This is a genomic window from Adlercreutzia sp. DFI.6.23 (assembly GCF_024462535.1).
GTDB lineage: Bacteria > Actinomycetota > Coriobacteriia > Coriobacteriales > Eggerthellaceae > Adlercreutzia > Adlercreutzia rubneri.
This window is the reverse complement of record NZ_JANGBP010000007.1, coordinates 96,492-120,697: the sequence shown is the minus strand read 5'-3', so window position 1 is coordinate 120,697 and position 24,206 is coordinate 96,492. Positions and strand designations below refer to the sequence as shown.

Here is a 24,206-nt window from a genome sequence, read left to right as displayed (position 1 = left end):
GCAAAAATGGGCTCCCTCGAAGGGGAGCCCTGAAAAACGCCTGCTGAAGGGAGGGTTGGCAGGCTCGGGAAAAGCGAGCGGTCGCCCTATTCCACGCCCAAGGCGTGCTTGGCGGCGATGCGGGCGAAGGTGGCCGTGCGGCCGGCGTTGATGCCCGTGAAGTTGCTCGGGTAGTTGTGCGGATAGAAGCCGCCCTGGTCGTTGCCGCAGACGTACAGGCCCTCGATGGGCGTGCCGTCGTTCTTGAGCGGCTGGGAGTTCACGTCCGTGATGACGCCGTGAATGGTCACCAGAAGCTCGCCGCCGATGCGCGCCGCAAAGAAGGGCGCGGTCTCCACGTCGGAGAGGCGATAGGCCGGCTTGCCGAAGTCGGTGTCCTCGCCTGCGGCCACCAGGCCGTTGTAGCGCTCCACCGTGGCCAGGAACGTGGCCTTCTGGTCGGCGTCGAACTCCATCATGTCGGCGAGCGCCTCTAAGGTGTCGGCCTTCTTCAGCGTGCCGGCCTCCAGGCGCGGATTCAGCCAGAACTCGTCCAGGTGCTCCTTGGACATGGCCTCGCAGTCGTACACATCAGCGTTGAAGGCGGTGCCGGAGGGCGCCGGGTACAAGCGAGAGCAGCCGCAGGTGTCGAACTGGGCGATGTCGTCCCAGTAGTTGCCGTCCCAGACGATCCAGCTGTAGTGCTTCGGCTGGTTCGCGCCGGCGGCGTAGCTCATGGGATAGCACTGATCCTCGTTCATGAAGCGCTCGCCGTTCACGTTCACGTGCAGGAAGGGCTGGCTGCCGGGCAGGAAGATGTCGCCGCCCATGCGGTCCTCGTTGAACTCGAAGCCGTCGGGCAGAATGGCGCGGTTCCAGATCATGCAGGCGCCGCCGGCCTCAAGCTCGGCGCCGGCCCACAGCGCCATGCGGATGCCGTCGCCGGTCTCGGTCACCGAATCGCGCAGGGCGCACCAGGCCGAGTTGCCGGGAGCCAGATCGGCCAGCATCTCGTTGTTGGCGCCGTAGCCGCCGGTGCAGATGATGACGCCCTTGGCGGCGTTCACCTGGACAAAGCCCTCCTTGCCCTCGGCCACCACGCCGGTCACGCGGCCGGCCTCGTCGATGAGGAGCTGCTGTGCGGGCGTTTCGAAGCGGATCTCGCCGCCGAGATCGGTGGTGAACACATCGGCCATGACTTCGAGGTGCGTGTAGGAAGTGTAGTTCGGGCCGTCCGGATTGTACTCATCGAGGCAGGGGTTGTAGCACATGGCCGGATAGTAGGCATGCGGGTCGTCGGGGCAGTGCCACTCGAAGGGGAAGAGCATGCCCTTGGGGCCCAGCGTGTCGGCCATCCACTCGATCATCTCACCGGACTTCTCGGCCCAGGTCTTGTACATGAGCATGTTCGCGTCGCCGGCCTGGGTCTGGTTGGCGTGGTTCAAAAGCGTCGGCACGTCTTCCTGATGGTCGGGGGCCAGTTTGGAATTCAGAGCGCCGATGGCCTCGCGGGCGGCGGCGATGGCGCCGGCCTTCTCCAGCACGACCACCTTCGCGCCGTTCTGGGCGGCGGTGGTGGCGGCCACAAGGCCCCCGTTGCCCGCGCCCACAACCACGATGTCGGCGTCAACGGTTTCCACGAATTCCGTGGGCATCTCCGGCTTGTCGCGCCAGCTTGTCGCGGCCGCAGCACCGGTGTCGGCGGTCTTCGTGCCGCCCTCGGCCGCGGGGGTCGGCGCGCAGCCCGCAAGGCCCATGGCGGCCAGGGCACCGGCCGCGGCGGCACCGGTCAGAAATCCACGACGGGAAAGATTGGTTTCCATTGCATCCTCCTAAAGACGGTTCGCGCCCGGCCCTCCCTTACGTGAACCGGTACGCATCCGGCCCTCCCATAAGCGAACCGAACGGGACGTATCTTAAACAGGATGCAGCAGGCCGCACATCGCCCGCATTCGGGTATTCACCCACTGACTACCTGGGAAAATGCGAAATATACCCGAGAATGGGTGAGAAGGTTTCGACTCGAAACGCACGACGGGCGAAGGGGTTGCGCTTCCTGCGCCGCCCCTTCGCCCGTTGCTACGCGACCCTCGTCGCGCAATGGCAATGCGATGGTTATTTCAGCAGCATCCCCGAAGCCACTTCATCGGCAACCTTGTCGCCTTCAAGCGAACGCAAAATTTGGATGCCGAAGGACAGCGCCGTGCCGGGGCCCGTGGCAGTGATAAGGTTTCCATCGACGAAGACGTCCTTGCCCGCCTGGTAGATGTCGGCCGGCCAGCCTTCCTCGCAGCCCGGGTAGCACACGGCCTTGCGCCCGGTGAGCAGCCCCGCGTTGGCGAGCACCATGGGCCCGGCGCAGATGGCGGCCACGTACTCGCCGGCTTCCATGCGGCGCGTGAGCTCGGCCACGACACGTTGGCTCTTGCCCAGGTTGTCAACGCCCACCGAGCCGCCGGGCACGATGGCAATATCGAACTGCGTCAGATCGAGGGTGGAAAGCGGCGCATCGGCCTGAAGCGTCACCGCTTGGGCCGCCCGCACGGTCAGATCGTCGGACACGGCAGCGAGCACCACGTCCACCCCGCCGCGCCGAAGCGCGTCCACCGGGGCCACCACCTCCACGGGCTCGCACCCGTTCGCCACAAACACCACTGCCGATTTCGCCATAATTTGTCCTTTCAAGAGAGCCTTCCAGCACCCCGCAATGAGCGCCTCTGTCCAGCGCCCCATTGTAGTTCAACCCGCAAGCCCTCGACAACATCGAGACCTACCTTACCGCAAAAGGGTATTCGCTATGCTAGCTTTGAAAGACGATCTCACCCTCTACCACGGCAGTTACGCTTCCATCGAATGCCTTACGTTCGAGGGGAGCGAGCCCTATGGGATTTGACGAAGAGGCCGTGACCGACGAGCAGCGCGAAGCGTGCGCCGTTGTGGTGATGCGAACCATGCTGGAAGACTGGTGCGACGACACCGGCGTTCCCTTCGATGATGCACTGGACGCCTTCGCCTCATCGCGCACCTATGAGCTGCTCTTCGACTTCTCCTCCCGCCAATGGGCAGAAGGCCCCGACAACCTTCGCTTCGTGTGGGAGCAGGAGCGGAGGAACGGCTAGCTGATCTGCTCGGCCTCGCCCGGGGCCTCTCTCGCCGAGACGGATGGAGCACCATGGCAATATCTCCCATTACGTCCTGATTTGTGTGGGTTTTGACACTTTTACGTCCTTGTTTTTGTATACTTGTAACGTGCACTGAGCAAGGAGGCTGCCAATGGAACGTTTTCTCATGCGTGATCTCGAAGCATGGCGCGAGAATCCTTGCAGGAAGCCCCTTATCATCAACGGGGCTCGCCAGGTGGGAAAGACGTGGCTCATCAAAGAATTCGGAAGGCGCCATTACAAGAGCGTCGCTTATGTGAATATGGACAACAACTCAGCCATGCGCGAGCTGTTCGACACCGGGTACGACATCGACGTTCTCATCGCCGGCCTCCAGCTGCAAACCGGCGTCACCATCGAGCCCGACTCGACCCTCATCGTGTTCGACAAAGTCCAGGAAAACCCCAAGGCGCTCACGGCCCTCAAGTACTTCGATGAGGATCCGCGTGGTTTCTCGGTCGTAGCCGCTGGCTCTTTGCTGGGAATCCTTCTCCAAAGCGGGACGGGCTTTCCCGTGGGGAAGGTGGAAGCACTCGACCTCTACCCCCTTTCCTTCGAAGAGTTCGCCTTAGCGGCCGAAGGAGAGCAGTTCCTGGCCTCATTGCAGAACCCGAACCCGGCGCTCATCCAGGCCTTCAAATCACGGGCGATCGCCCTTTTGAAAACCTACTATTTCGTCGGGGGGATGCCCGAGGCAGTCAGCGCGTTTCTCGACAGCAGGAGCTACGATGACGCACGGGCCGTTCAGAAGCGGATCCTCGCCGACTACGAGCGCGACTTCTCCAAGCACATCGCCCCCCGCGAGGCCGAACGGGTCTTCGCCGTGTGGGACTCCGTCGTCGCTCACCTATCCCAAGAGAACAAGAAGTTCATCTTCGGCCGCCTCGCGAAGGGCGCCCGGGCGAAGGAGTTCGAGAGCGCCCTCACGTGGCTGAGGCAAGCCGGCCTTATCTACCAGGTGCCGCGCGTATCCAAACCAGGCATCCCCCTCAAGGCCTATCGAGATCCGAGCGCTTTTAAGGTGTTCCTGCTAGACGTGGGCCTGCTCGGCGCTATGAGTGAACTGGACAGCAAGAGCATCATCGAAGGCAACACCCTTTTCGAGGAATTCAAAGGGGCGCTCACCGAGCAGTACGCGTGCCAAGAGCTTATAGCAAGCTGTGGGCTTGTCCCCTATTACTGGTCCGCCGAGAACTCCCGGGGAGAAGTGGACTTCCTCGTGCAGTCGGCCGGTGCCGTCTACGCCATCGAGGTGAAAGCCGAGGAGAACCTGCGCGCCAAGAGCCTGCGCAGCTTCAAGGAGAAGTACCCGGAAATTCAGGCCCGGCGCTTCTCGCTTTCCGACTACCGCGAGCAAGACTGGCTCACCAACGTCCCTCTCTACCTGATGGGGAACACGGGGCTTTGGCTGTAGCGACGAGGCTGCTCTTTAGACCGATATACTCACCAGCTCGTGGTCTTCGATGCCGAAGGGGCGCAGGCGGGCAAGGGCTGCCAGGGCGTCGGAGACCTCGGCGAAGGCGGCGGCTTCGGGGCTGCCCGGAAGAGCGCCGAGACCCCCGGGGATCGTCTCGCCGCAGGCATCGCGCGCCTCCTCGGCCCAGCAGGCGGCCTCGGAGAGCAGCACGGCATCGTTGCGAACGAAGGCGGCCAGGGCCTCGATCATCTGCGGATAGAGCACCGCCGTCTTCGAGCGGCGCGCGCAGCGGGCGAAATCGTCCACCCAGGTGAGCATATGGCCGCGCGCGAAGGCCTCCTCATCGCGCAGGGACGCGGCCAGATCGCCCACGTTCCCCGCGCGCAGCTCCGCCAGGGAGCGCTCGGCCTCATGGGCCATAAAGCCGCACATGGTGGCGATATGGTCATCGGGGATGCGCATGAGGCGCGTAAGTTGAAGCCCGCGCTCGCGAAAGATGGCACGCACGGCCAGAGTGTTCTCCTGGAAGACGGCGGCGTCCTTCGTGCGGTAGGGCGATTCCATCGGCTGGCAGGGCACTTCACCCGGACCGATGAACAGGCGCGTGTACTCGTCGCGGGCCTGCTCGGTCAGCACCGCGCCATCGACGCACTCGCCGAGGTTCTCCAAAAAGCGCCCGAGGCCCTTCATGGAGGGGTCGTCGCCGGCGTACTCCTCCACCACGTCACGCGTGGTCTCCGACAGCACGCATGCCACCATGGCCGCATCCGGCGTACCGCCGAACAGCTTGTGGAACAGCATGTACAGGTAGGCGCGCGACAGAAGCAGCGCCTCCAGGTCGATGGACTCGCGACGCATGTTGACGACATCGGTCATGATGGCTCCCTCCTCTAGCAAAAGGGGCGGCCGCACCGACCGCCCCAGCAGCATTCGCGTTTACAGAACGACCGGGTTGAAGTCCTCGAGCAGGGCCCCGCGGCTGGCGCCGATGAGGATGTTGGGGGTCGTCGTGGCGGCCGGCTCCGTGCAGGGCAGCTCGCTCACCGCATCGGGATGGGCGGCGCGCAAATCGTCCATTTCGCCAAACTCGATGGCGCGCATGGGGCAGGCCTCGACGCACACCGGCGCATGGCCGGCCTCGCGCAGAGCACGGCAGGTATCGCACTTCTGGACGATCTTGTCCTCCTCAATAAACTGAGGCGCGCCGTAGGGGCAGCTGTTCACGCAGGTCTGGCAGCCGATGCAGGCCTCGTCATCGTGCTGCACGGTGCCGTCGTCGTCCTTGTACATGGCGCCCGTGGGGCAATTCGCCACGCAGGCGGGGCTTTCGCAATGGTTGCAGGAGAGGTTCAGGTGGAACATCGCCACCTCCGGGTACGTCCCGCATTCGAAGGTGTCCACCCGGCGCAGGCGGGGGCCCGCCACCTGGATGTCGCGACGGTCCTTGCAGGCCACCTGGCAGGTCTTGCAGCCGATGCAGCTGGCCAGGTCAACGTAAAATCCCAAGCTCATGATTTAAGCCTCCTGTCCGTTGTCGGCACCGGGCACCACATAGGCGGCCGTGCCCTCGTCGTCTATACCCGCGGCCAGAAACGGCCCGCGCTCGAAGTCTTCCACCAACGGCTCGCCGTCGTACTTCTCAATCTCGATGAGCAGGCTGTTGTACCCGTCCACCTGGGGGAAGTAGTTCGACTGCAGGCCGTCGGAGAGCATCTGCTCGCTCCCGCCGCGGTCGATGATGTTCTCGGGGTCGGACTCGTCGAACACCGAGTGCACGCCGTGGGGAATGCCCACCACGCCGGGCATGTAGCCCTGCATGGGCTGGGCGATTCTCAGCATGCTGCCGAAGTCGTTGAAGCAGCGCACCGTGTCGCCGGCTTTGATGCCGCGGGCCTCGGCGTCTTCCACGCTCATGAACACTGGGTTGCGGAAGGCCTCCTGGGTCCAGGTCATGTTGTCGTAGCAGGTGTGGGCGCGGCGCATGTAGTGCGGCGTGTAGGCCTGCAGCGGGTAAGCGCCCTTCTCCTTGGCCTCCCAGTTGGCAAACGTCTCCTGGTAGCCGCGGCGCGGCACGAAGTAGTTCGCGTAGGGCTTGATGGGCGTATCGTTCAGACCGATGCGGTTCACGTTGTCGGCCTTGTACTGGCAGTAGATCTCCAGTTTGCCCGACACCGACGGGCGCGGCCAGGCCGGGTCGGCCACGACGACCGACTCGCCGTCCTCGCCGATTCCCAGCTTGTCGTCGCGGTAGCCCACGTAGTTGCGCGGATCGCCCTCCGAGCGCTCAACCACATAGCTTCCGTCGGCCATGAACTGGTCGAAGGCGACCTTGCCCTCCTGGGCCGGGTAGCTCGCGTGGTACTTCTCGTTGTCGGCCTCGGTCCAGGTGATGACCGGCTCCCACTTCGTCGCGTCCTCATTCAGCACGCGCATGCCGAGGAAGTAGCCAAGCCACTGGTCGTAGTTGCTCTTCGGGTAGGCGTCGTCGGGGTTATACCCCATGCGCTCGATGATCTCGCGGAAGACGCGCTTCTCCTCGCGGGCCTCGTACATCGGCTTCACCAGGGGCTTCCAAGCAAGCAGGGCGTCCTTGCGCTGCTTCTGGCCGTTGCCGTCGCCAAACGGGCTCGGCCAGGACAGCTCGCCCCAAGACTCGTCGTCGTTGCCCTCCCAGTGGGTGCACACCGGCAGGATGATGTCGGCGAACTGGGCCGTGAGCGAGAACTTGATCTCGAAGGACACGCAAGTGTCGGCCGCGCGCATGACCTTGATGGCCGTGGCGAGGTTGCCGCGCGTCTGCATGAAGTTCGAGTTTGTCTGCACAAGCATGCGCGGGTTCACCGGCATCTCGCGGGCCTCGTGGTAGACCGGCGTGTTGGCGCGCAGCTTCGTCGGGTCGCCCACCACGTCGCTGGAGCCAAGGTCGTAGGGGCCCTCCGAGGAGGACAGGTACTTGCCGTCGGCAAGCGAGCTCCACCAGGAATTGCCCTCGATGTTGCGGTTGGGGCCCGTGGCGGCGGGGCTGCCCACCAGGTTGTCCACATAGCCGTAGTCGCCGCCGACGTGCTGGATGAGCCGGTAGCCCGAGTCGCCCGCATCCCACGTGTAGATGGCCGCCGAACCATGGCCGCTCTTGCCGAAGTGCCCGCCCAAGGCCGACACCGTCATGAAGGCCTGGGAGAGGTTCTCGGCGCCCAGGTAGCGAGAGGCGGCGTAGCTGTGCAGGAACATGACGGCGTTGTTCTTGCCGGCCATCTCGGCGTACCAGGTAATGTCCTCAACCGGCGTGCCGCAGATCTCCGTCGCCCATTCCGGCGTCTTCGGCGTGTTGTCGTAGGCGCCCAGAAGGTAGTCGCGGAAGTTCTCGTCGGTGGTGGCGTCGGCGGGCATGGTCTCCGGCGTGAAGCCCACGGTGCGCTCGTTCACGAAGTCCCAATCGATGATGTCGCCGCGCTCCTCGTCGAGCCGCACCATCTCGTAGGCCACTGCCAGCAGGAAGGCCGTATCGGTGCCGGGGCGCACGCGGATCCAGCGGGCGTCCATGGCGGCGGCGGTGGCGTTGTAGTCGGGGCCGACGAACACGAAGTTGACCCCGGCCTTCTGGGCGTTCTTCAGCCAGTACATGGAGGAGTGCTGCGACCAGGCCGGATTGCAGCCGTACAGCACGATGGTGTCGGCGTTGGGCAGGTCGTACTTGTCCGGCGCCATCATGAGGTCGGGATGATCGCCGTGGGAGTACATGCCCAGCGCTTCCGTTTGGAAGGCCCAGCAGCCGAAGGACTCGCACTCGGTGTTGTACACCGCGCCGCCAATGACCGGGAACATGGCGGAGCCGGGGGCCCAGCGCCAGCCGTTGCAGATGACGGCGTCCTGGCCGTACTGCGCGTAGACGCGCTTCAGCTCGTCGGTCACGTAGGTCAGCGCCTCGTCCCAGCTGATGCGCTCCCACTCGTCCTTGCCGCGCAGCTCGCCGTGGGCGGCCTCGCCGCCACCGGGCTGCCAGCTCTTGCGCTTCATGGGGTACTTGATGCGGTCGGCGTTGTACACCTGCTGGCGCAGCGAGCGCCCGCGCAGGCAGCCGCGCTGCTGGGGACAGTCGAAGCTGTCGGCATGGGAGTCGTCGGTCTTCTGGCGCACCACGACGCCGTCCACCACATACCCCATGTTCAGGCACATCTGGTTGCAGTTCTGGTGGCAATGGATGGGCATCCACTCGCCCTTGCCCTCGATGATGGCGGCGTCGCTGGCCACCTGATGGGTCGTCGCACCGGTGTTGCCGCCGGTCTCGGCCATGTCGGTGGCCGTGCTCGGCGCGCAGCCCGCAAGCCCGGCCGCCGCCGTGGCGGCCGCAGCGGCGGCGGACGCCTTCAAGAAATCGCGACGCTTCATGCCCTTGTCCAACAGAGCCATGAACATCACCCTCCTCTTCTCGTGTCTTCTCTGACAGCTCGAATCATACGGAGGGCACCCCTTCCATAGGTAATGCTTATATTGTAATCTTGTAAATGCTTGAAAGGCATGCAGGATGTGCTAGACCCGATCTCGCCTGGCGCAATAGACGTCGGCGACACGACATCCGAGCAGGCCGGGGAATCGAAGGGGGAACCATGGAACTGAGAACGCTCCGCTATTTCGTCACCGTCGTCCGCGAGGGCTCCATCACCGCGGCGGCCAAGTCATTGCACGTCACCCAGCCGACGCTCTCGCGCCAGCTGGCCGCTTTGGAAGACGAGCTGGGGCACCTTCTGTATCAGCGCAACCGCAAAGGCATCGAGCTCACCGAGCAGGGCGTCATCCTGCGCCGCTACGCCGAGTCCATCCTCGCTTTGGCTGACAAGGCCGAGGAGGAGATCGCCCTTCCCACCCATTCCATCGCCGGTAAGGTGCACATCGCCGCCGGCGAGACCCAGGCCATGGAGCTTGTCGCCGAGGCCATGAAGCGCACGAGCGCCGCCTACCCCGGCATCACCTTCGAGCTGTACAGCGGCACCTCGGCCGACCTCATGGACAACTTCGTCCGCGGCTTCTACGACTTCCTTCTGGAATGCGAGCTGCGCAGCCATGTGGACATGCACACCTTGCGCCTACCCCACACCGACACGTGGGGTCTCCTTGTCCGCCGCGACAACCCCCTGGCAGCAAAGGCGGCCGTCATGCCCGAGGACCTGCTGGACCAGCCGCTCATCAGCTCGCGCCAAGGCGTGAAGGTGGGCGTGCTCGGCCAATGGCTGGGAGACTTGGCCGACGAGATGGACGTGCGCGCCACCTACAACCTGCCACTGAACGCCAAGTTCCTCGTGCGGCAGGGCATCGGCAGCGCGTTCACCTATCGCGGCCTGTTCGAGGCCAACGAGCTGAACGACTTGGCTTTCGTACCGCTGTCCCCCACCCTGGAATCCACCCAGGGCCTCGTCTGGCGCAAGACCCTCCCCACCCGCCAAGCCCAAGCTTTTTTGGATACGTTGAAGGGCCTCTGCGCCGAGCGCGATTTCGAAAATCCGCCGGCAGATGCCAGTTGAGGGCAGAAATGGCGCGATGCGCTTTCCCAACGTCGGCCATTTCTGCGTCGAACTGGCATTTTCAACCATTTCGGCCCCGAACTGGCACCTTCCATCGGCCATTTCTGCGTCGAAGTGGCATTAGCCCGCCCGAATGCAGAAAACTCCGAAGCTCACCGGCTCATTTAGCAGCCGAACAGCTTCTCGGCGGCTTCCATGCGCTCGATGATGGGCACGTCGAAGGGACAGCGGGGCTCGCAGTCGCCGCAGGCGATGCAGGCGCCGGCCGTGACGTCCATGGCCTTGTAGTGGGCCGCCACCGAGGCGGGCACCTCGCCCGCCATCTCGGCCAGGTCGGCGAACTTGTTGGAAAGCGCGATGTTGATGCCCACGGTGCACGGCGCGCAGTGGCCGCAGTAGGTGCACTGGCCCATGTAGGCGTGCTTGGGTGCCCCGGCCAGCACGCTCGCGTAGTCGCGCTCGGCGGCGGTGGCGCGCTCGTAGGCCAGGGCCTCTTCCAACTGCTCCACGGTTTCCACACCCACCATGACGCTCGCCACCGCCGGGCGGGTCAGCGCGTAATGGATGCACTGCACCGGCGTGAGCGCCACCCCGAAGGGCGACGCGTCGGCGGAAAGCAGGCGCCCGCCCGCGTAGCCCTTCATCACCGTGAGGGCCACATCCTTCTCCTCGGCCCGGGCGTACAGGCGAGCGCGCACGGGTTCGATGCCATCGCCGGCCACGTTCTCGTAGTCGCCGAACAGATCTTCCAAATCCTCGGAAGCCGGCATCATGTCGAAGGCCGGGTTCAGCGAGAACATGATGACCTCGATCTCCGGCTCGTCACAGGCGAGCAGCGCCACTTCGGGATTGTGGGTGGAAAGGCCGATGTGCCCGATCTTGCCCGCAGCCAGAAGTTCGCGCACGTATTCGATGAAGGGGCCGTCCATGATGGCGCGGAACTCGTCGCAGGCGTCCACGTAGTGGATCATGCCCAGTTCGACGTGGTCGGTGCGCAGGCGCGCCAGCAAGTCCTCGAAGGCCGGGCGCACGTGGTTCAGCTCGCGGGTGCGCACGTACTGGCCGTCCTGCCAGGTACTGCCGATGTGGCCCTGGATGATCCACTGATCGCGCGTCGGCTCAAGCGCCTCGCCGAGGGCCGAACGCACCGCCGGGTCGCTCATCCAGCAGTCCACGATGTTCACGCCGGCCGCGGCGCCCCGGGCGGCCATGGCGTTCACCTCGGCCTGCTCCATCTTGCCGATCCACTCGGCGCCGAACCCGATAACACTCGCCTTCAGGCCCGTGCGGCCCAATTTCCGATACTCCATGGCACGTCCTCTCTTCTTCGCAAACCCTATGCTGCCGCGACGTTCTTCTTCGATCATCTTGCCTTATCGCGACCTTCTCATTCCCCGCTTCCCCCATTAAAGCATTTAGAGCTAACTCCAAGGAAAGGGAACTCCGTGAAGCCCTTCTGCATTCTCGGCCATTGACACCTTCCCGGAAGACGACGGGCGTACACTGGCGCCATCAGGCCGGCTGCGGCCGCAGACAGGCATTTCGGCCGCTCATCTGGCCGCTCGCCTACGCCGACGCCCGCGCACGCCGGCCATTCATCTAGCGCTGAAGGAGGCGCCCATGCTGAACCATTTCTGCAAGAAACCGTTTTGGGAGTGCACGCAAACCCTGGCCGCCGTGGCCCAGGGACGCCAACCCGCCGACACCGTGATCACGGGCGCGCGGCTCGTGAACGTGTGCACGGCCGAAGTGCAAGACGACATCGACGTGGCCATCGCGGAGGGTCGCATCGCCTATGTGGGGCAAAGCGCCGCCCATTGCATCGGCGAGAACACCCGCGTCATTGACGCCATCGGCCAGGTGATTGCCCCGGGCTTTCTGGACGGGCACATCCACGTGGAGTCCTCCATGATCGGCGCCGGCGAGTACGCCCGGGCCGTTATCCCCCACGGCACGGTGGGCATTTACTGGGACCCCCACGAGGTGTGCAATGTGCTCGGCCTTGAAGGGGTGCAGGTGATGATGGAGGACGCTGCGCGCACGCCGCTGAAGGCCATGGTGACGACGCCTTCCTGCGTGCCGGCCGTGCCCGGCTTCGAGGACACCGGCGCCGCCGTGGGCCCCGCCGAGATCGCGGATTCCATGACCTGGGACGGCGTGGTGGGCCTCGGCGAGATGATGAACTTCCCCGGCGTGCTGGCGGGCACCGATCACGCCCACGGCGAGCTGGCCGCCACCCTCGCCGCCGACAAGGTGGTCACAGGCCACTACTCCATCCCCGAGACCGACCAGGGGCTGAACGCCTACGTCGCCAGCGGCGTGCGCTGCTGCCACGAGTCGACCCGCGCCGAGGACGCGCTGGCCAAGATGCGCCTCGGGCAGTACGCGCAGCTGCGCTACGGCTCGGCCTGGCTCGACCTGCCGAACCTGGCGGCCGCCATCACCGAAACTGACATCGACACGCGCTTCGCGAACCTCATCTCCGACGACACGCACCCGCACACGCTCGTGGCCAACGGGCACCTCGACTACATCCTGCGTAAGGCCGTGGAATGCGGCATCGACGCGGTGCGCGCCATCCAGATGATGACCATCAACACCGCCACCTGCTTCCGTATGGACAACGAGCTGGGCTCCATCACACCGGGCAAGTGCGCCGACATCGTGTTTCTGGACAGCCTAGAGGATTTGAACGTCATCCGCGTTCTCATCGACGGCGAGGTCGTGGCCGAAAACGGCGCGTGCACCTTCCCGCTTCCGCCTTTCGAATACCCGGCGTGGGTGACCCACTCCATGCACCTGGGGCGCGCCATCGCACCCGAGACGTTCCGCGTGGAAGCACCCACCGACGCCGCCGAGGGTGACGCGGTATGCGTGCGCGTCATCGAAGTGCTGCCCGGATCGGTGCCCGACCGCGAGGTTCGCGCCGCGCTCACCGTGACGGACGGCGCCCTGGAAAGCGATCTTGACCAGGACGTGCTGAAGACCTTCGTCTTCGAGCGCCACCACGAGACGGGCACCTTCGGCGTCGGGTTCACCAAGGGCTTCGGCATCAAGCGCGGTGCCATGGCCTCCACGGTGGCCCACGACGCCCACAACCTGCTCGTAGTGGGCACCAACGATGCGGACATGGCGCTGGCGGCCAATACGCTCGCCGAGGTGGGCGGCGGCATGGTCGTCGTGGCCGACGGCGAGGTGCTCGGCCTCGTGGAGCTGCCCATCGCCGGCCTCATGAACGACCTGGACGCCCCCGCTATGAGCGAGAAGGTGCATCATCTGGAAAAGACCTGGGCCGAGATCGGCTGTACCATGCCCTCCCCCTTCATGACCATGGCGCTCATCCCGCTCGCCTGTCTGCCGGAGCTGCGCCTCACGAACCGGGGGCTCGTGGACTGCACCACCTTCCAATTCGTCGATTTGGTGGTGGACGAAAACTAGCCGCGCAACGTGCCATTGCCCCATGCGACGCAGGGCGGCTCCTCTTTACTGGGGCCGTCCCTCTTTGGCGGGATTGTTCCTCTTCGCGAGGGCCGCCCCCCGCTAAAGCGCGTCGGTGTCAAGCACCACCGTGAACGGCCCGTGGTTCACAAGCGCCACGTCCATCATGGCCCCGAACTCGCCCGTCGCCACCGTGAAGCCGTCGGCGCGGGCCAGATCGGCAAAGTGCTCGTACAGCCGCCGGGCGATAGCTGGCTCGGCCGCGTCTGTGAACGAGGGACGATTCCCCTTGCGGCAGTTCGCGTACAGCGTGAACTGGCTCACCACGAGCACTTCCCCACCCACATCGGCCAAGCTCAGGTTCGTCTTGCCCTGGGCGTCCTCGAAAACGCGCATCTTGGCGATCTTGCGCCACAGCCGCTCCGCCTCGGCCTCGGTGTCGCCGTGGCCCACGCCCAGAAGAATGGCGTACCCCTTCCCAATGGCACCGACCGCGCGACCCTCCACCGTCACCGACGCCTCGCTCACGCATTGCACTACCGCTCGCATAGCCGCTCTCCTCTCTTCATGTTTTCCTCAGCACTAAGATATGCTCGCATAGCACCTCGCTCTTGAAGCATTTTCCAGACAAAGATACTTCGCACGTACCAACTGCTCTAATCCGGCGAATCTTGCACTCGACATTGTGCAAGAATTTCGACTTGTTAGCTATCCTCGACGGCAAGATAAATCCAGCTGTCCCCATCTGCAATCAGAATACACGTTTTGCGATAATACCTCCCTGGATTTTGTTAGCCTTCCGCTGCTTGAACCGCAAACCAATCAACGCAGAGTCTAACAACTCGAAAAAAGCCCTCATTTCCAGCACCAAGATCGTCTGACAACCGCTCTCCTTCCCAAGCCAAGCCATGCGGGTAATCTTGGATTGTGCACAGGCGCAGTCGGTGGTATGTTCTATTGCAACAAGACAGCTCCGAAGAGGCAATGGCGTATCTGCTGCCAACTCGCCGCGATAGCAACAAAAGGAACAATCCCGTGATCATTGGAATTACAACAACGCTGAACGAGGCCGATGGCTTTCAGCGTGTGAATGTGGAATATATCAACCGCGTGGCAGCTACCGGGGCCGTGCCCATTCTCCTCACCCCCATCGCCGGGGGCGCCGAGGCAAACCGAGAGCACGCCCGCCACGTCATCGAGCTGGTGGACGGCCTGCTCATCACCGGAGGCGGCGACGTGCATCCGCGCTACTACGTACCCGACCCGGCCAAGAATCGCGATGCGCTGGGCCTCGATGATCTTGCGGCCATGGGCTGCGGCTCCTCCTCCCACTGCCGCTCCACAGGAGCAAAAGTTCCCTTCTGCGGCCATTACGTGCCCGACCGCACCTTCGAAGAGGCCATGGATGGCACCTCGGCCGTGGAAACGGTGGAGTCCCTGGACGGCCGCGACGTGCTGTCTGCCACGGGACGCCCGCCCATCCCCTGCCTGGACGGTTTGCTCGCCGTCTGCGAGGATCGCGACGGCTTCGAGCTGGAGCTCGCCCGCCTCGCCCATGAGCGCAGCCTGCCCACCTTGGGCATTTGCCGCGGCATGCAGGTCATGAACGTGGCTCTCGGCGGCAGCCTCTATCGCGACCTGTACAACTGCGGCGTCACCGAAAAGCAGCATCGCCAGAACCCGCCCTATTACGGCATATCCCACAAGGTCACCATCGCCAAGGGCAGCTTGCTGGAATCGGTGGTGAGCGCATCGGGGGATTTCGAGGTGAACTCCATGCACCACCAGGGCGTCGACCATGTGGCCCCCGCCTTGCTTGTCGCCGCCCGCTCCGAGGATCGGGTGGTGGAAGCGGTGGAGGATCCTGCGAAGCCCTTTTTCCTGGGAGTGCAATGGCATCCGGAATACCTCGATCGCCACCACGGCCTGTTCAACGCCTTGGCCGCCGCAGCCCACCACCGCGACGCACGGAGCTCATAACCTCCTGCCTGCAAAAACATTTCTCTTTTTGGTCACAAAGTCGAGTTCTGGGTTTCTGGAGCACAGATTTACCCTAATATTCACCGCGTTTAAGCGCTTGAATGATACCGTAATTAACGTTATTCAACTAATTCGAAGATGCCGAGCGCCATATTAGGGCTCAGAAAAACCCAGAACTCGACTTTGTGACCATTATCTCTAAAACTTTTGCAAGGTGCCCATGGAATCACGCGATAAAGAGCAAGACGTCTTTCTTCCGTTCCCCGAGCCCTTGCGCGAGGGCGTCATTCTCGCGCGGCCGAACCGGTTCATCATGGACGTCGACTTCGGAACCTCCGACGAAGGGAGCGCGCCATCGGGCATCGTGCGCTGCCACTGCCCGGCGGTATCGCGCATCGGCGGCCTGGACTTGGCGGGGCGCCCGTGCCTTGTGTCCGACTCCCGCAACCCCAAGCGCAAGATGCCGCTCACGGTGGAGGCCTTCTCGCTGCAGCAGCCGGACGATCCCGACAAGCGCTGGATCGGCATCAACCAGAACGCGTCGAACCGCTACGTGGAGCACTTCCTGCGCGAGGGCGCATTCGCAGCCATAACCGGCCCCGTTCGCACGGTACGCCGTGAGGTGCCTTTAGGCGACTCGCGCCTCGATTTCCTCGTGAACGACGACTTGTATTTGGAAGTGAAGACGCCGCTCGTGCAGATGCAGACGGACATCCCGCCTTACGTGCCGCGGCTGCCCGAGGCGCCCTTCAGCTCCACCGAGCGCTCCCTGCGCCATTTGCGCGAGTTGGCCGCTTCGTTGGCTGACCACGAGCGGGCCGCCATCCTCTACTGCCTCTACTACGACAACTTCGGGTTCCGCTTCTACCACGGCACCACCTACGAGGAAGTGCTCGCCACGGTGGACGCCTGCCGGGAAGCCGGCGTGGAGCTCTGGCAGGCCGACTTCGAAGTGACCCCCGAGGGCGTGACTCTCAAACGCTATTACGAGTTGGAGGAATGGTAGGCGGCATGGTCCGGCACGTAGCCGCGGTCGTCCGGCACGAAGAAGATGAACACAAGCGAGCTTAACAGCAGGAAAAACGGGTAGAAAAGAAACGGCATGATTTGGAAGGCCGACACCTGAAAGCCCAACTCGGTGCAGGCAGAGATAGCCACGAGCATCTGGGCGCCATAGGGGATGACCCCCTGGAAGACGCACGAGAACGTGTCCAGAATGGAGGCCGTCTTGCGCCTTGAGACGTTGTAGGTCTCGGCCATCTCGTGGGCGATGGGGTTGGCCATCACGATGGCCACGGTGTTGTTGGCCGTGGCGATGTCCATAGCGCCGACAAGCAGGCCCATGCCGAGCTGGCCGCCCTTCCGGCTGCGGAACAGACGCTTGATGCCGTTCAGAAGAGCCACGAAGCCACCGTTCTCGCGGATCAGCGCGCAGATGGCGCTCACGAGCACGGCCACCATGGTCGTCTCGAACATGCCGGCGGCGCCGGTGCCCATGTTGCCGAGCAGATCGGTGGCGGCGACGGCGCCCTCGGCCACTACGATGATGGAGCCGGACAGGATGCCGAGCAGAAGCACGATGAACACGTTGATGCCCACGATGCCGCCCACAAGCACGATGAGGTACGGGATGAGCTCCAGCAGGTTGTAGTCGTTTTGCACCGTGCCGGAGATATCGGTTCCCAGCGACAGCATCAGAATGATCACCAACGTCACCAACGCCGCCGGCAGCGCGATCTTAAAGTTCTCGCGGAACTTGTCCTTCATCTGGCAACCCTGCCCCTGACAGGCGGCAATGGTGGTGTCGGAAATGAACGACAGGTTGTCGCCGAACATAGCGCCCCCCATAACGGAGGCCACGCATAGCGGCAGGCTGAACCCCGAGGCTGCCGACACCGCCACGGCGATGGGCGTGATGAGTGTGATGGTGCCCACCGACGTGCCCATGGAAAGCGACACGAAGCAGCTCACCACGAACAGCACCGCCACGGAGTATTCGGCAGGAATGACCGACAGCATGAGATAGGCCACCGACTCTGCTGAATCGCGCCCCACCGTGCCCACGAACACACCGGCCGCCATGAAAATGAGGATCATGGTGACGATGGTCTTGTCCCCGATGCCGCGCCCCATGATGACGAGTTTGTCGTCGAAGGACAGGCTACGATTCTGGAAGCACGCCACCAGAAGTGCCACCAGGAAGATCACCACAATGGGGATGTTGTAGAACCCCATGGAGATGCCCATGCCGTACTCGAACAGAATGCCAAGTCCCAGATACAGCACGAGGAACACGCCGATGGGCAGAAGCGCCGCCACATTTCCCTTTTTCACGTCGAACCCCAACTCTCGTCTTCGCGCATCCCTGCGCTGCGGAGGCCACACCCGGCGTGGCGGGTTCGCGGGGATCCGATTCGCCCGCGACTCGCCCTCTGCACCAGCGGCTCCTTGTTTTCGTAAGCGCCTATACTACACCACGGGAACCGCTGCCGATGCGTCATCTTCGATGCGCGGGGCTTACTTATAATAGATGGCGAACGATCGCGCCGTCAGAACGGAACCCCATGACCGATACCGCTGAGAACACCGCCCCCGCCGAAGAGGGCGTCTACGAGACGCCCGAGGACATCGCCGCTGAGGCCGCCGCGCGTGAAGCCCGCGCCGACGCCGACAACCCCGCCGCACCCGTGGACCCCTTCGAGCCCGGCTCGCTGGGGTGGCTCCTCCCCTGGGCGGAAACCGGCGAGGGCGACGTGCTCACGCCCGACGAGGCGCTGGAAGTGTTTTTGGAATGGGTGGACGCCCGCGGCATGGAGCTGTGGCCCCACCAAGAGGACGCCCTCATGGACTTAGCCGTCGGCGACTCGGTGATTCTGGGCACGCCCACCGGCTCCGGCAAGTCCATGGTGGCTCTGGGCCTGTGCTTCATGGCTGTCGCCACGGGGCGCGTCGCCTACTACACCGCCCCCATCAAGGCCCTCGTGTCCGAGAAGTTCTTCGATATGGTGGACATCCTCGGCCGCGAGAACGTGGGCATGATCACGGGAGACACCACCATCAACACCGAGGCCCCGGTCATCTGCTGCACGGCGGAGATCCTCGCGAACCAGGCCCTGCGCGAGGGCCCTGCGTCGAAGGTGGCCTGCGTGGTGATGGACGAGTTCCACTTCTACGCCGACCCCGACCGCGGCTGGGCCTGGCAGGTGCCGCTGCTCACGCTGCCGAACGCGCAGTTTTTGCTGATGAGCGCCACGTTGGGCGATGTGACCGACATCGCGAGCGCGCTAGAGGAGCGCACCGGGCGCCCCGTCGACCTGGTGACCGACGCGCCGCGCCCCGTGCCGTTGTCCTACGACTACACCTTCGAGACTTTGGAAGCCACCGTCGAGTTGGGCCTGCGCGCCGGCGAGGCGCCGATGTACATCGTGCACTTCTCCCAGGACGAGGCGCTGAAGAACGCACGGGCGCTGGCCAGCTACGGCGTGTCGGACAAGGCCCAGCGCGAGGCGATCAAACAGGCCATGAAGGGCACGAAGTTCACGACCCCCTTCGGCAAGATTCTGCAACGGCTGCTGGCCGCCGGCGTGGGCGTGCACCATGCGGGGATGCTGCCGCGCTACCGGCTGTTGGTGGAGCGCCTCGCCCAGCAGGGGCTTTTGCCGGTCATCTGCGGCACCGATACGCTGGGCGTGGGCATCAACGTGCCCATCCACACCGTGGTGCTCACCCAACTCACCAAGTTCGACGGGCAGAAGATGCGCCGGCTGCGCAGCCGCGAGTTCCATCAGATCGTGGGCCGCGCGGGGCGCGCCGGATTCGACACCGAGGGCATGGTGGTGGCGCTGGCCCCCGAGCACGAGATCGAGAACCACAAGGCGATGCTCAAGGCTGGCGACGACCCGAAGAAGCAGCGCCGCGTGAAGAAGAAGCAGCCGCCGGAGGGCTTCGTCAGCTGGAACAAGCAGACCTTCGAGCACCTCATCGAGAAGCCGCCGGAGAAGCTGACGCCCCGCATGCGCATCACCCACTCCATGGTGCTGTCCGTGGTATCGCGCGGGGGCGACGCCTGGACCAACGTGCACGAGCTCATCGCCGACTCGGCCCAGACCCCCGAGGAGAAGATCAAGCTGAACGCGCGGGCCGACGAGATATTCTCCACGCTTTTGGAAGCGGGCGTGGTGGTGCGCGGCGAGGACGCCGAGGGCCGGCCTTCCTACGAGCTCACGGTGGAGCTGCCCGAGGACTTCGCCCTTGACCAGCCCCTTTCGCCGTTTCTGCTGGCGGCGCTGGATCTGCTGGATCCAGAGAGCCCCGACTACGCCCTGGATGTCATCTCGCTCGTAGAGGCCACCCTGGAGAACCCGGCGAAGGTGCTGCGAGCCCAGGAGCGCAAGGCCCGCGACGCCGCCATGGCCGAAATGAAAGCCGACGGCGTGGAATACGAGGAACGCCTGGAGCGCCTGGCCGAGATCACCTATCCCAAGCCCTTGGAGGAGCTGCTCGACCGCGCCTTCGAACTGTACTGCCAGGGCGTGCCGTGGGCGCGCGACTACGAGCTTTTGCCCAAGAGCGTGCTGCGCGACATGGTGGAGACGGCGAGCGACTTTAAGACCTACATCGGCCGCTACGGCATCGCGAAGTCGGAGGGGACGCTTTTGCGCTACCTGTCCGACGCCTTCCGCGTGCTCGTGCGCACGCTGCCGCCCGACGCGCTGGACGACCGCCTGCGCGACATCATCGCCTGGCTCGGCTTCATGGTGCGCACCACCGACTCGTCGCTGGTGGATGCGTGGGAGAGCGCCGGCGAGCTGCCCGAAGCGGGCGCACCTCCGCAAGCGGAGGGCGCCGTGGTGGCCGACCGTCACGGCATGGAGGTCATGGTGCGCAACGCATTGTTTGCCCGCGTGCGCCTGGCCGCGCTCGATCGCACCCGCGAGCTGGGCAACCTTGACGAGGAGTGGGGCTTCGGCGAGCGCGCTTGGAACGCGGCCTTGGACGACTACTTCGCCGAGCACAACGAGATCCGCCTCGACGGCGACGCGCGGTCCGCCGCCTACCTGATGATCGACGAGAGCCCGGAGGCTGAAGCGCATCTGTGGCACGTCCGCCAGATCTTCCTGGACGAGGAAGACGCCGGCGACTTCCGCATAGAAGCCGACGTTGATTTGGACGCCACCCAAGAGCAGGGCGAAGTCATCTTCCGCAACTACCGCGTGGGCTTTGTGGAAGACTTGGCGGAGTAGGAAGCTTCTCCGGATTCGGCCCGTCAAGCGACGGGAACAACGGAAGCCCCCGGAGGTCGGGGGCTTCCGAGAGGGAGGGTTTGGCTGCGCGGACGCTCGCGCCCCCTACTTCACCTCGCCGGCGATGTGCATGACGGCGTGGCGGGCATGGGTGATGGTACGGCCGTTGGCGTTGCCGATGAACAACTCGGGGTAGCTGCCCGCGTACATGCTGCCCGAGCAGTTGCCCACGGCGTACAGGCCTTCGATGGGCTTGCGCTCGGTGTTCAGCACGCGCATGTGCTCATCGATGCGCAGGCCGTCCAGCGTGCAGAGCACGTGGCCGCCGAAAAACGCGCCGAAGTACGGGGGCTTCGAGAGGGGCAGCAGATCCTTGGCAGGCTTGCCGAAGTCCTCATCGACCCCCTTGGCCGCCAGCTCGTTGTAGCGCTCCACCGTGGCCGTAAGCCCCGCAGGGTCAACGCGCAGCTTCTCCGCCAGCTCCTCGATGGTATCGGCCTGCTGCACGATGCCGGCCTCCATGGCCGCGCCGATCATCATATCGCAGGCCGGGAACGACAGCCCCTCGCCCGTAGGCACGCCGGCCGCATCCACCGTATCGGACATATTGATGCGCGAGCAGCCGATGGTGTGGAAGGCGACGATCTGGTTCTGATAGTCGCTGTCCCAGATGCTGGCGAGCTTGTACTCGGGCTGCAGCGCGGCCACGTGCAGCGGGTAGTCGTAGGGAGCCGTCTCGCAGCAGACCCGCGCGCCGTCGAGGTTCACCTTGAGGAAGGGCTGGTCGCCGATCCAGCAGGTCATGCCCTGGTAGGGATACCCCAGCTCGGCATCAGGCGCCACGGCGGCGCGAGCGAAGGTCATGAGCGTGGGAATCTCGTCTTTCATGCCGCCGGCCCAAATGCCGGCCTTGATGCCCTCGCCCTCGCATCCCGCCTGGGTCATGGACACGCCGCCGATGGCCGCGGCGTCCGGATTCAGCTCAGCCAGAAGATCGGGGTTAGCCTCATAGCCGCCCGTGGCCAGGATGACGCCCTTGCTAGCGTTAAAGAGCACGTATCCGTCGCCGATCTTCGCATAGGCGCCGGTCACCTTGCCGTTTTCGTCCTGGGCCAGCTGCACAAACGGCGTCTCATAGCGCAAATCAGCGCCCCATTCCTCGGCCTTCTTCAGCATGTAGTCGCCCACCTGGGGCAGAATGCCCTGGGCAGCCGCCGGGTCACCCGATTCGGCCACCGCCGCATCGGCCTTGGCCTGCTCTTCTTCGGTATAGGTGTAGTGGAAGCCGTGATCGGTGGGATACACCGGCCACACGCCGTGGGTACCCTCGTCCACGTCGTATTCGAAATAGGGCGTCGCGCCGAACTCGGCGATGGAGTCGCTGATCCAGTCGAATGTGGCGCCGGATTCGGTGGCCCATACACGGGTGACGCGGGGATCGCACCAGCCGTTGGCGTAACGGGTGTGCTCGTTCAGCATCTGGAGCGGATCGACCTCAACCGTGTCGATGCGCGTGCCAATGACGCCGATGTCACTCTTGATGCTGCCGTGACCGGCACCCTTTTCGATGGCAATGACGTTCATGCCCTTCTCAGCTGCCGCGGCCGCGGCCGTGATACCGCCGGCCCCAAGGCCGCACACGAGCACTTCACAATCGACAGTATCGACCACGTCGAAAGTCGCCGGATCGGCGGGACTGCCGTACCAGGCCTCGCCCGTCGTCGCGAGCGTCTCATCAGCGGCGCCTGTCTCCTGCGGCGCCGACGGCGCGCAAGCCGAGAGCGCGCCGGCGAAGGCGGCCGCACCGGCAGCCACCACGCCACCCTTCAAAAAGCTGCGGCGATCCAAGTTTCCCATAGGTTCCCTCCTACGTTCGAGACGCGCGGCGCATGGGGCCGGGAATACGTCCCGCAACGGCCATCCGCATCGCGTCCTGGCGAAAAAGACAGAGGGAACGTACACCCGCATCCCGCGCTTTGTCTGTCGGCCAATGGTATTAAAGAAGAGAAACCCCTGGTAGATTTCGTGCTATTGCGAGCCCTCGGATGACGCGGTGCTCTGGGACACCAGCTCCACAAGCTCGGCATGGGTGCCCACTCCCGCCTTGCGATAGATGCGGTAGCGGTGAGTTTTTACCGTCTGGGGCGCGATGAACAGCCGACTCCCAACTTCCGTAGCGCTCATGCCCATGACGAGCAGCGGCAAAAGCTCGCCTTCCCGCGCCGAGAGGCCCCACTCCCGCGCCACGACGGCGCAGCGCTCATCGAGCGCCCGGGCGAAATCGACGGGCGCGGCGCCGGCGCCCTCCTCCCCTTCTGCAGTCGCCGCGGGTACGCGGTGGCCGCGAAACGCCCCGTAGCCGACAAGGTAGGCGAGAAAGAGTAGGGCGAGACACGGCATCACCTTCTGCACGACAAAGGTGGGCACAGCCGCTTGAACCACCATGAAGAACCCGAAAAGAGCAGCGAAGGCGACGAGATAGACGCAGGCCACCAGCCCTGGATGGCGCAGCGACCGGTCGACGGCCAGGGCGCTCGCCCACAAAAGCGCTAGCAGGAACAGCTCGCTTGCCACGGCGCATGCGAAATAAAGGGGCAGCAGAGCTCCTTCGCTGAAAATATACAGCAAGAGCGAGAGAAGAGCTGGCAGAGCCGCAGCATACACGACGACGTCGGCTCGGCGAATGCGCCGCCAAGCGAGCCAGAGGCAGAGCCATGCGAGGACGGCTGCAAAAGCTCCTACCGCGAAGAACGCCTCATGCCCACGGGTGCCCGGGAAATCGACGGCATTCCACGTAAGGCCGAGGCTCGCGGCGCAGAACAGGCCCTCCCACAGCGCCGGAGCCGCTGCCGTAAGCGCCCGGCCGGCGTCACCGTCGGAGGAATCGTCAGCTTCAGCCCGCCAGCCCTTACGGCAAAACGCCCCCAGCTGAACCGCACCGGTAACCGCCATGACACCGGCCACGGCCATGGTTCCGTAAAGATGCAGCGGGAACAGGCGGTAGGACAGCTCGGAAGCGACGGCAGCCACCGCCAGGCACAACCCAACCGATAGCAGCGTGGCGCCGAATCCGAGCGTGTTGGAGCGAGCGAATCCGAACGCCTGCACCACACAGGCACTCCCGCACAGCGCAGAGACCAGCGGAGGAACGAGCGGCGCACGAACAAGCAGCAGAGCAAGGGAGAGGCACGGCACCGCGAAACCAAAGGCGGACAGAGCCCGCTCAAAGTGATCGGCCTCACGCACAGCCGCAGCGACGCAAATAACGCCGAAGACAGCCATAGCGACGATAGTGACCAGCGCCGAGGGCAATGGCCCTAAGGCCAGCGCGTCACCGGACTGGTAGGACGTGAGCACCTCAGGCCGAAAGATAAACGTCGTCAAGAAGAGAAACGCCCCAAACTGGCAAAGCGAGGCCGCAACAATATCTTTGAGCTTGATTTCTTTCATGTTCCTCCCCTTCCCGCGC

General features: G+C 64.4%; 17 protein-coding genes. 7 read left to right on the top strand and 10 right to left on the bottom strand.

Annotated features, from left to right (window positions below):
- Positions 1 to 86: 86 nt before the first annotated feature.
- Positions 87 to 1,802, bottom strand: coding sequence for an FAD-binding protein (locus NE591_RS08415; protein ID WP_114539578.1), 1,716 nt, complete (start codon positions 1,800 to 1,802; stop codon positions 87 to 89).
- A 292-nt stretch (positions 1,803 to 2,094) separates the two neighbouring features.
- Positions 2,095 to 2,649, bottom strand: a complete 555-nt coding sequence (locus NE591_RS08410; protein WP_173112133.1) for a DJ-1 family glyoxalase III — start codon at positions 2,647 to 2,649, stop codon at positions 2,095 to 2,097.
- Between the two features lie 212 nt (positions 2,650 to 2,861).
- On the opposite strand from NE591_RS08410, the gene NE591_RS08405 reads away from it, so the two are divergent.
- A complete protein-coding gene (locus NE591_RS08405) occupies positions 2,862 to 3,098 on the top strand; it encodes a hypothetical protein (RefSeq protein WP_114539576.1) in 237 nt (78 codons plus the stop codon).
- Between the two features lie 154 nt (positions 3,099 to 3,252).
- Positions 3,253 to 4,554 carry an ATP-binding protein gene (locus NE591_RS08400; protein ID WP_157012021.1) on the top strand — a complete coding sequence of 434 codons (1,302 nt, stop codon included), beginning with the start codon at positions 3,253 to 3,255 and terminating at the stop codon, positions 4,552 to 4,554.
- 15 nt (positions 4,555 to 4,569) lie between these two features.
- On the opposite strand, the gene NE591_RS08395 is transcribed toward NE591_RS08400, so the two are convergent.
- The 3 genes from NE591_RS08395 to NE591_RS08385 are packed head-to-tail and all read right to left on the bottom strand — an operon-like array spanning position 4,570 to position 8,967.
- Positions 4,570 to 5,433 (bottom strand): molecular chaperone, encoded by an 864-nt coding sequence (locus NE591_RS08395; protein ID WP_157012023.1) that lies wholly within the window; start codon positions 5,431 to 5,433, stop codon positions 4,570 to 4,572.
- Between the two features lie 60 nt (positions 5,434 to 5,493).
- The gene (locus NE591_RS08390) at positions 5,494 to 6,069 is read right to left on the bottom strand and encodes a 4Fe-4S dicluster domain-containing protein (RefSeq protein WP_256156576.1); all 576 of its coding nucleotides are present in this window, start codon (positions 6,067 to 6,069) and stop codon (positions 5,494 to 5,496) included.
- 3 nt (positions 6,070 to 6,072) lie between these two features.
- Positions 6,073 to 8,967, bottom strand: coding sequence for a molybdopterin-dependent oxidoreductase (locus tag NE591_RS08385; protein ID WP_256156575.1), 2,895 nt, complete (start codon positions 8,965 to 8,967; stop codon positions 6,073 to 6,075).
- Between the two features lie 197 nt (positions 8,968 to 9,164).
- On the opposite strand from NE591_RS08385, the gene NE591_RS08380 reads away from it, so the two are divergent.
- Positions 9,165 to 10,076, top strand: coding sequence for a LysR family transcriptional regulator (locus NE591_RS08380; RefSeq protein WP_161127632.1), 912 nt, complete (start codon positions 9,165 to 9,167; stop codon positions 10,074 to 10,076).
- A 164-nt stretch (positions 10,077 to 10,240) separates the two neighbouring features.
- On the opposite strand, the gene NE591_RS08375 is transcribed toward NE591_RS08380, so the two are convergent.
- Positions 10,241 to 11,386, bottom strand: coding sequence for an aldo/keto reductase (locus NE591_RS08375; protein ID WP_256156574.1), 1,146 nt, complete (start codon positions 11,384 to 11,386; stop codon positions 10,241 to 10,243).
- 310 nt (positions 11,387 to 11,696) lie between these two features.
- On the opposite strand from NE591_RS08375, the gene ade reads away from it, so the two are divergent.
- Positions 11,697 to 13,514, top strand: a complete 1,818-nt coding sequence (gene ade, locus NE591_RS08370) for an adenine deaminase (protein ID WP_256156573.1) — start codon at positions 11,697 to 11,699, stop codon at positions 13,512 to 13,514.
- 102 nt (positions 13,515 to 13,616) lie between these two features.
- On the opposite strand, the gene dtd is transcribed toward ade, so the two are convergent.
- Entirely contained in the window at positions 13,617 to 14,063 is a 447-nt protein-coding gene (gene dtd, locus NE591_RS08365; RefSeq protein WP_256156572.1) for a D-aminoacyl-tRNA deacylase, read from the bottom strand.
- Positions 14,064 to 14,549: 486 nt separating this feature from the next.
- On the opposite strand from dtd, the gene NE591_RS08360 reads away from it, so the two are divergent.
- A complete protein-coding gene (locus NE591_RS08360; RefSeq protein ID WP_231699585.1) occupies positions 14,550 to 15,494 on the top strand; it encodes a gamma-glutamyl-gamma-aminobutyrate hydrolase family protein in 945 nt (314 codons plus the stop codon).
- Positions 15,495 to 15,714: 220 nt separating this feature from the next.
- Positions 15,715 to 16,500 (top strand): DNA/RNA nuclease SfsA, encoded by a 786-nt coding sequence (locus NE591_RS08355; protein WP_227070707.1) that lies wholly within the window; start codon positions 15,715 to 15,717, stop codon positions 16,498 to 16,500.
- Here the strand turns inward: NE591_RS08355 and NE591_RS08350 are convergent.
- Positions 16,479 to 17,828 carry a Na+/H+ antiporter NhaC family protein gene (locus tag NE591_RS08350; protein ID WP_256156571.1) on the bottom strand — a complete coding sequence of 450 codons (1,350 nt, stop codon included), beginning with the start codon at positions 17,826 to 17,828 and terminating at the stop codon, positions 16,479 to 16,481. The genes NE591_RS08355 and NE591_RS08350 overlap by 22 nt on opposite strands.
- Positions 17,829 to 18,058: 230 nt before the next feature.
- Here NE591_RS08350 and NE591_RS08345 point away from each other — a divergent pair, with 230 nt between their 5' ends.
- Positions 18,059 to 20,737 carry an RNA helicase gene (locus NE591_RS08345; protein ID WP_173112116.1) on the top strand — a complete coding sequence of 893 codons (2,679 nt, stop codon included), beginning with the start codon at positions 18,059 to 18,061 and terminating at the stop codon, positions 20,735 to 20,737.
- A 105-nt stretch (positions 20,738 to 20,842) separates the two neighbouring features.
- Here the strand turns inward: NE591_RS08345 and NE591_RS08340 are convergent, their stop codons facing one another.
- The gene (locus tag NE591_RS08340) at positions 20,843 to 22,594 is read right to left on the bottom strand and encodes an FAD-binding protein (RefSeq protein WP_173112112.1); all 1,752 of its coding nucleotides are present in this window, start codon (positions 22,592 to 22,594) and stop codon (positions 20,843 to 20,845) included.
- A gap of 171 nt (positions 22,595 to 22,765) precedes the next feature.
- Entirely contained in the window at positions 22,766 to 24,187 is a 1,422-nt protein-coding gene (locus tag NE591_RS08335; protein WP_114539563.1) for a helix-turn-helix transcriptional regulator, read from the bottom strand.
- Between the last annotated feature and the right edge of the window lie 19 nt (positions 24,188 to 24,206).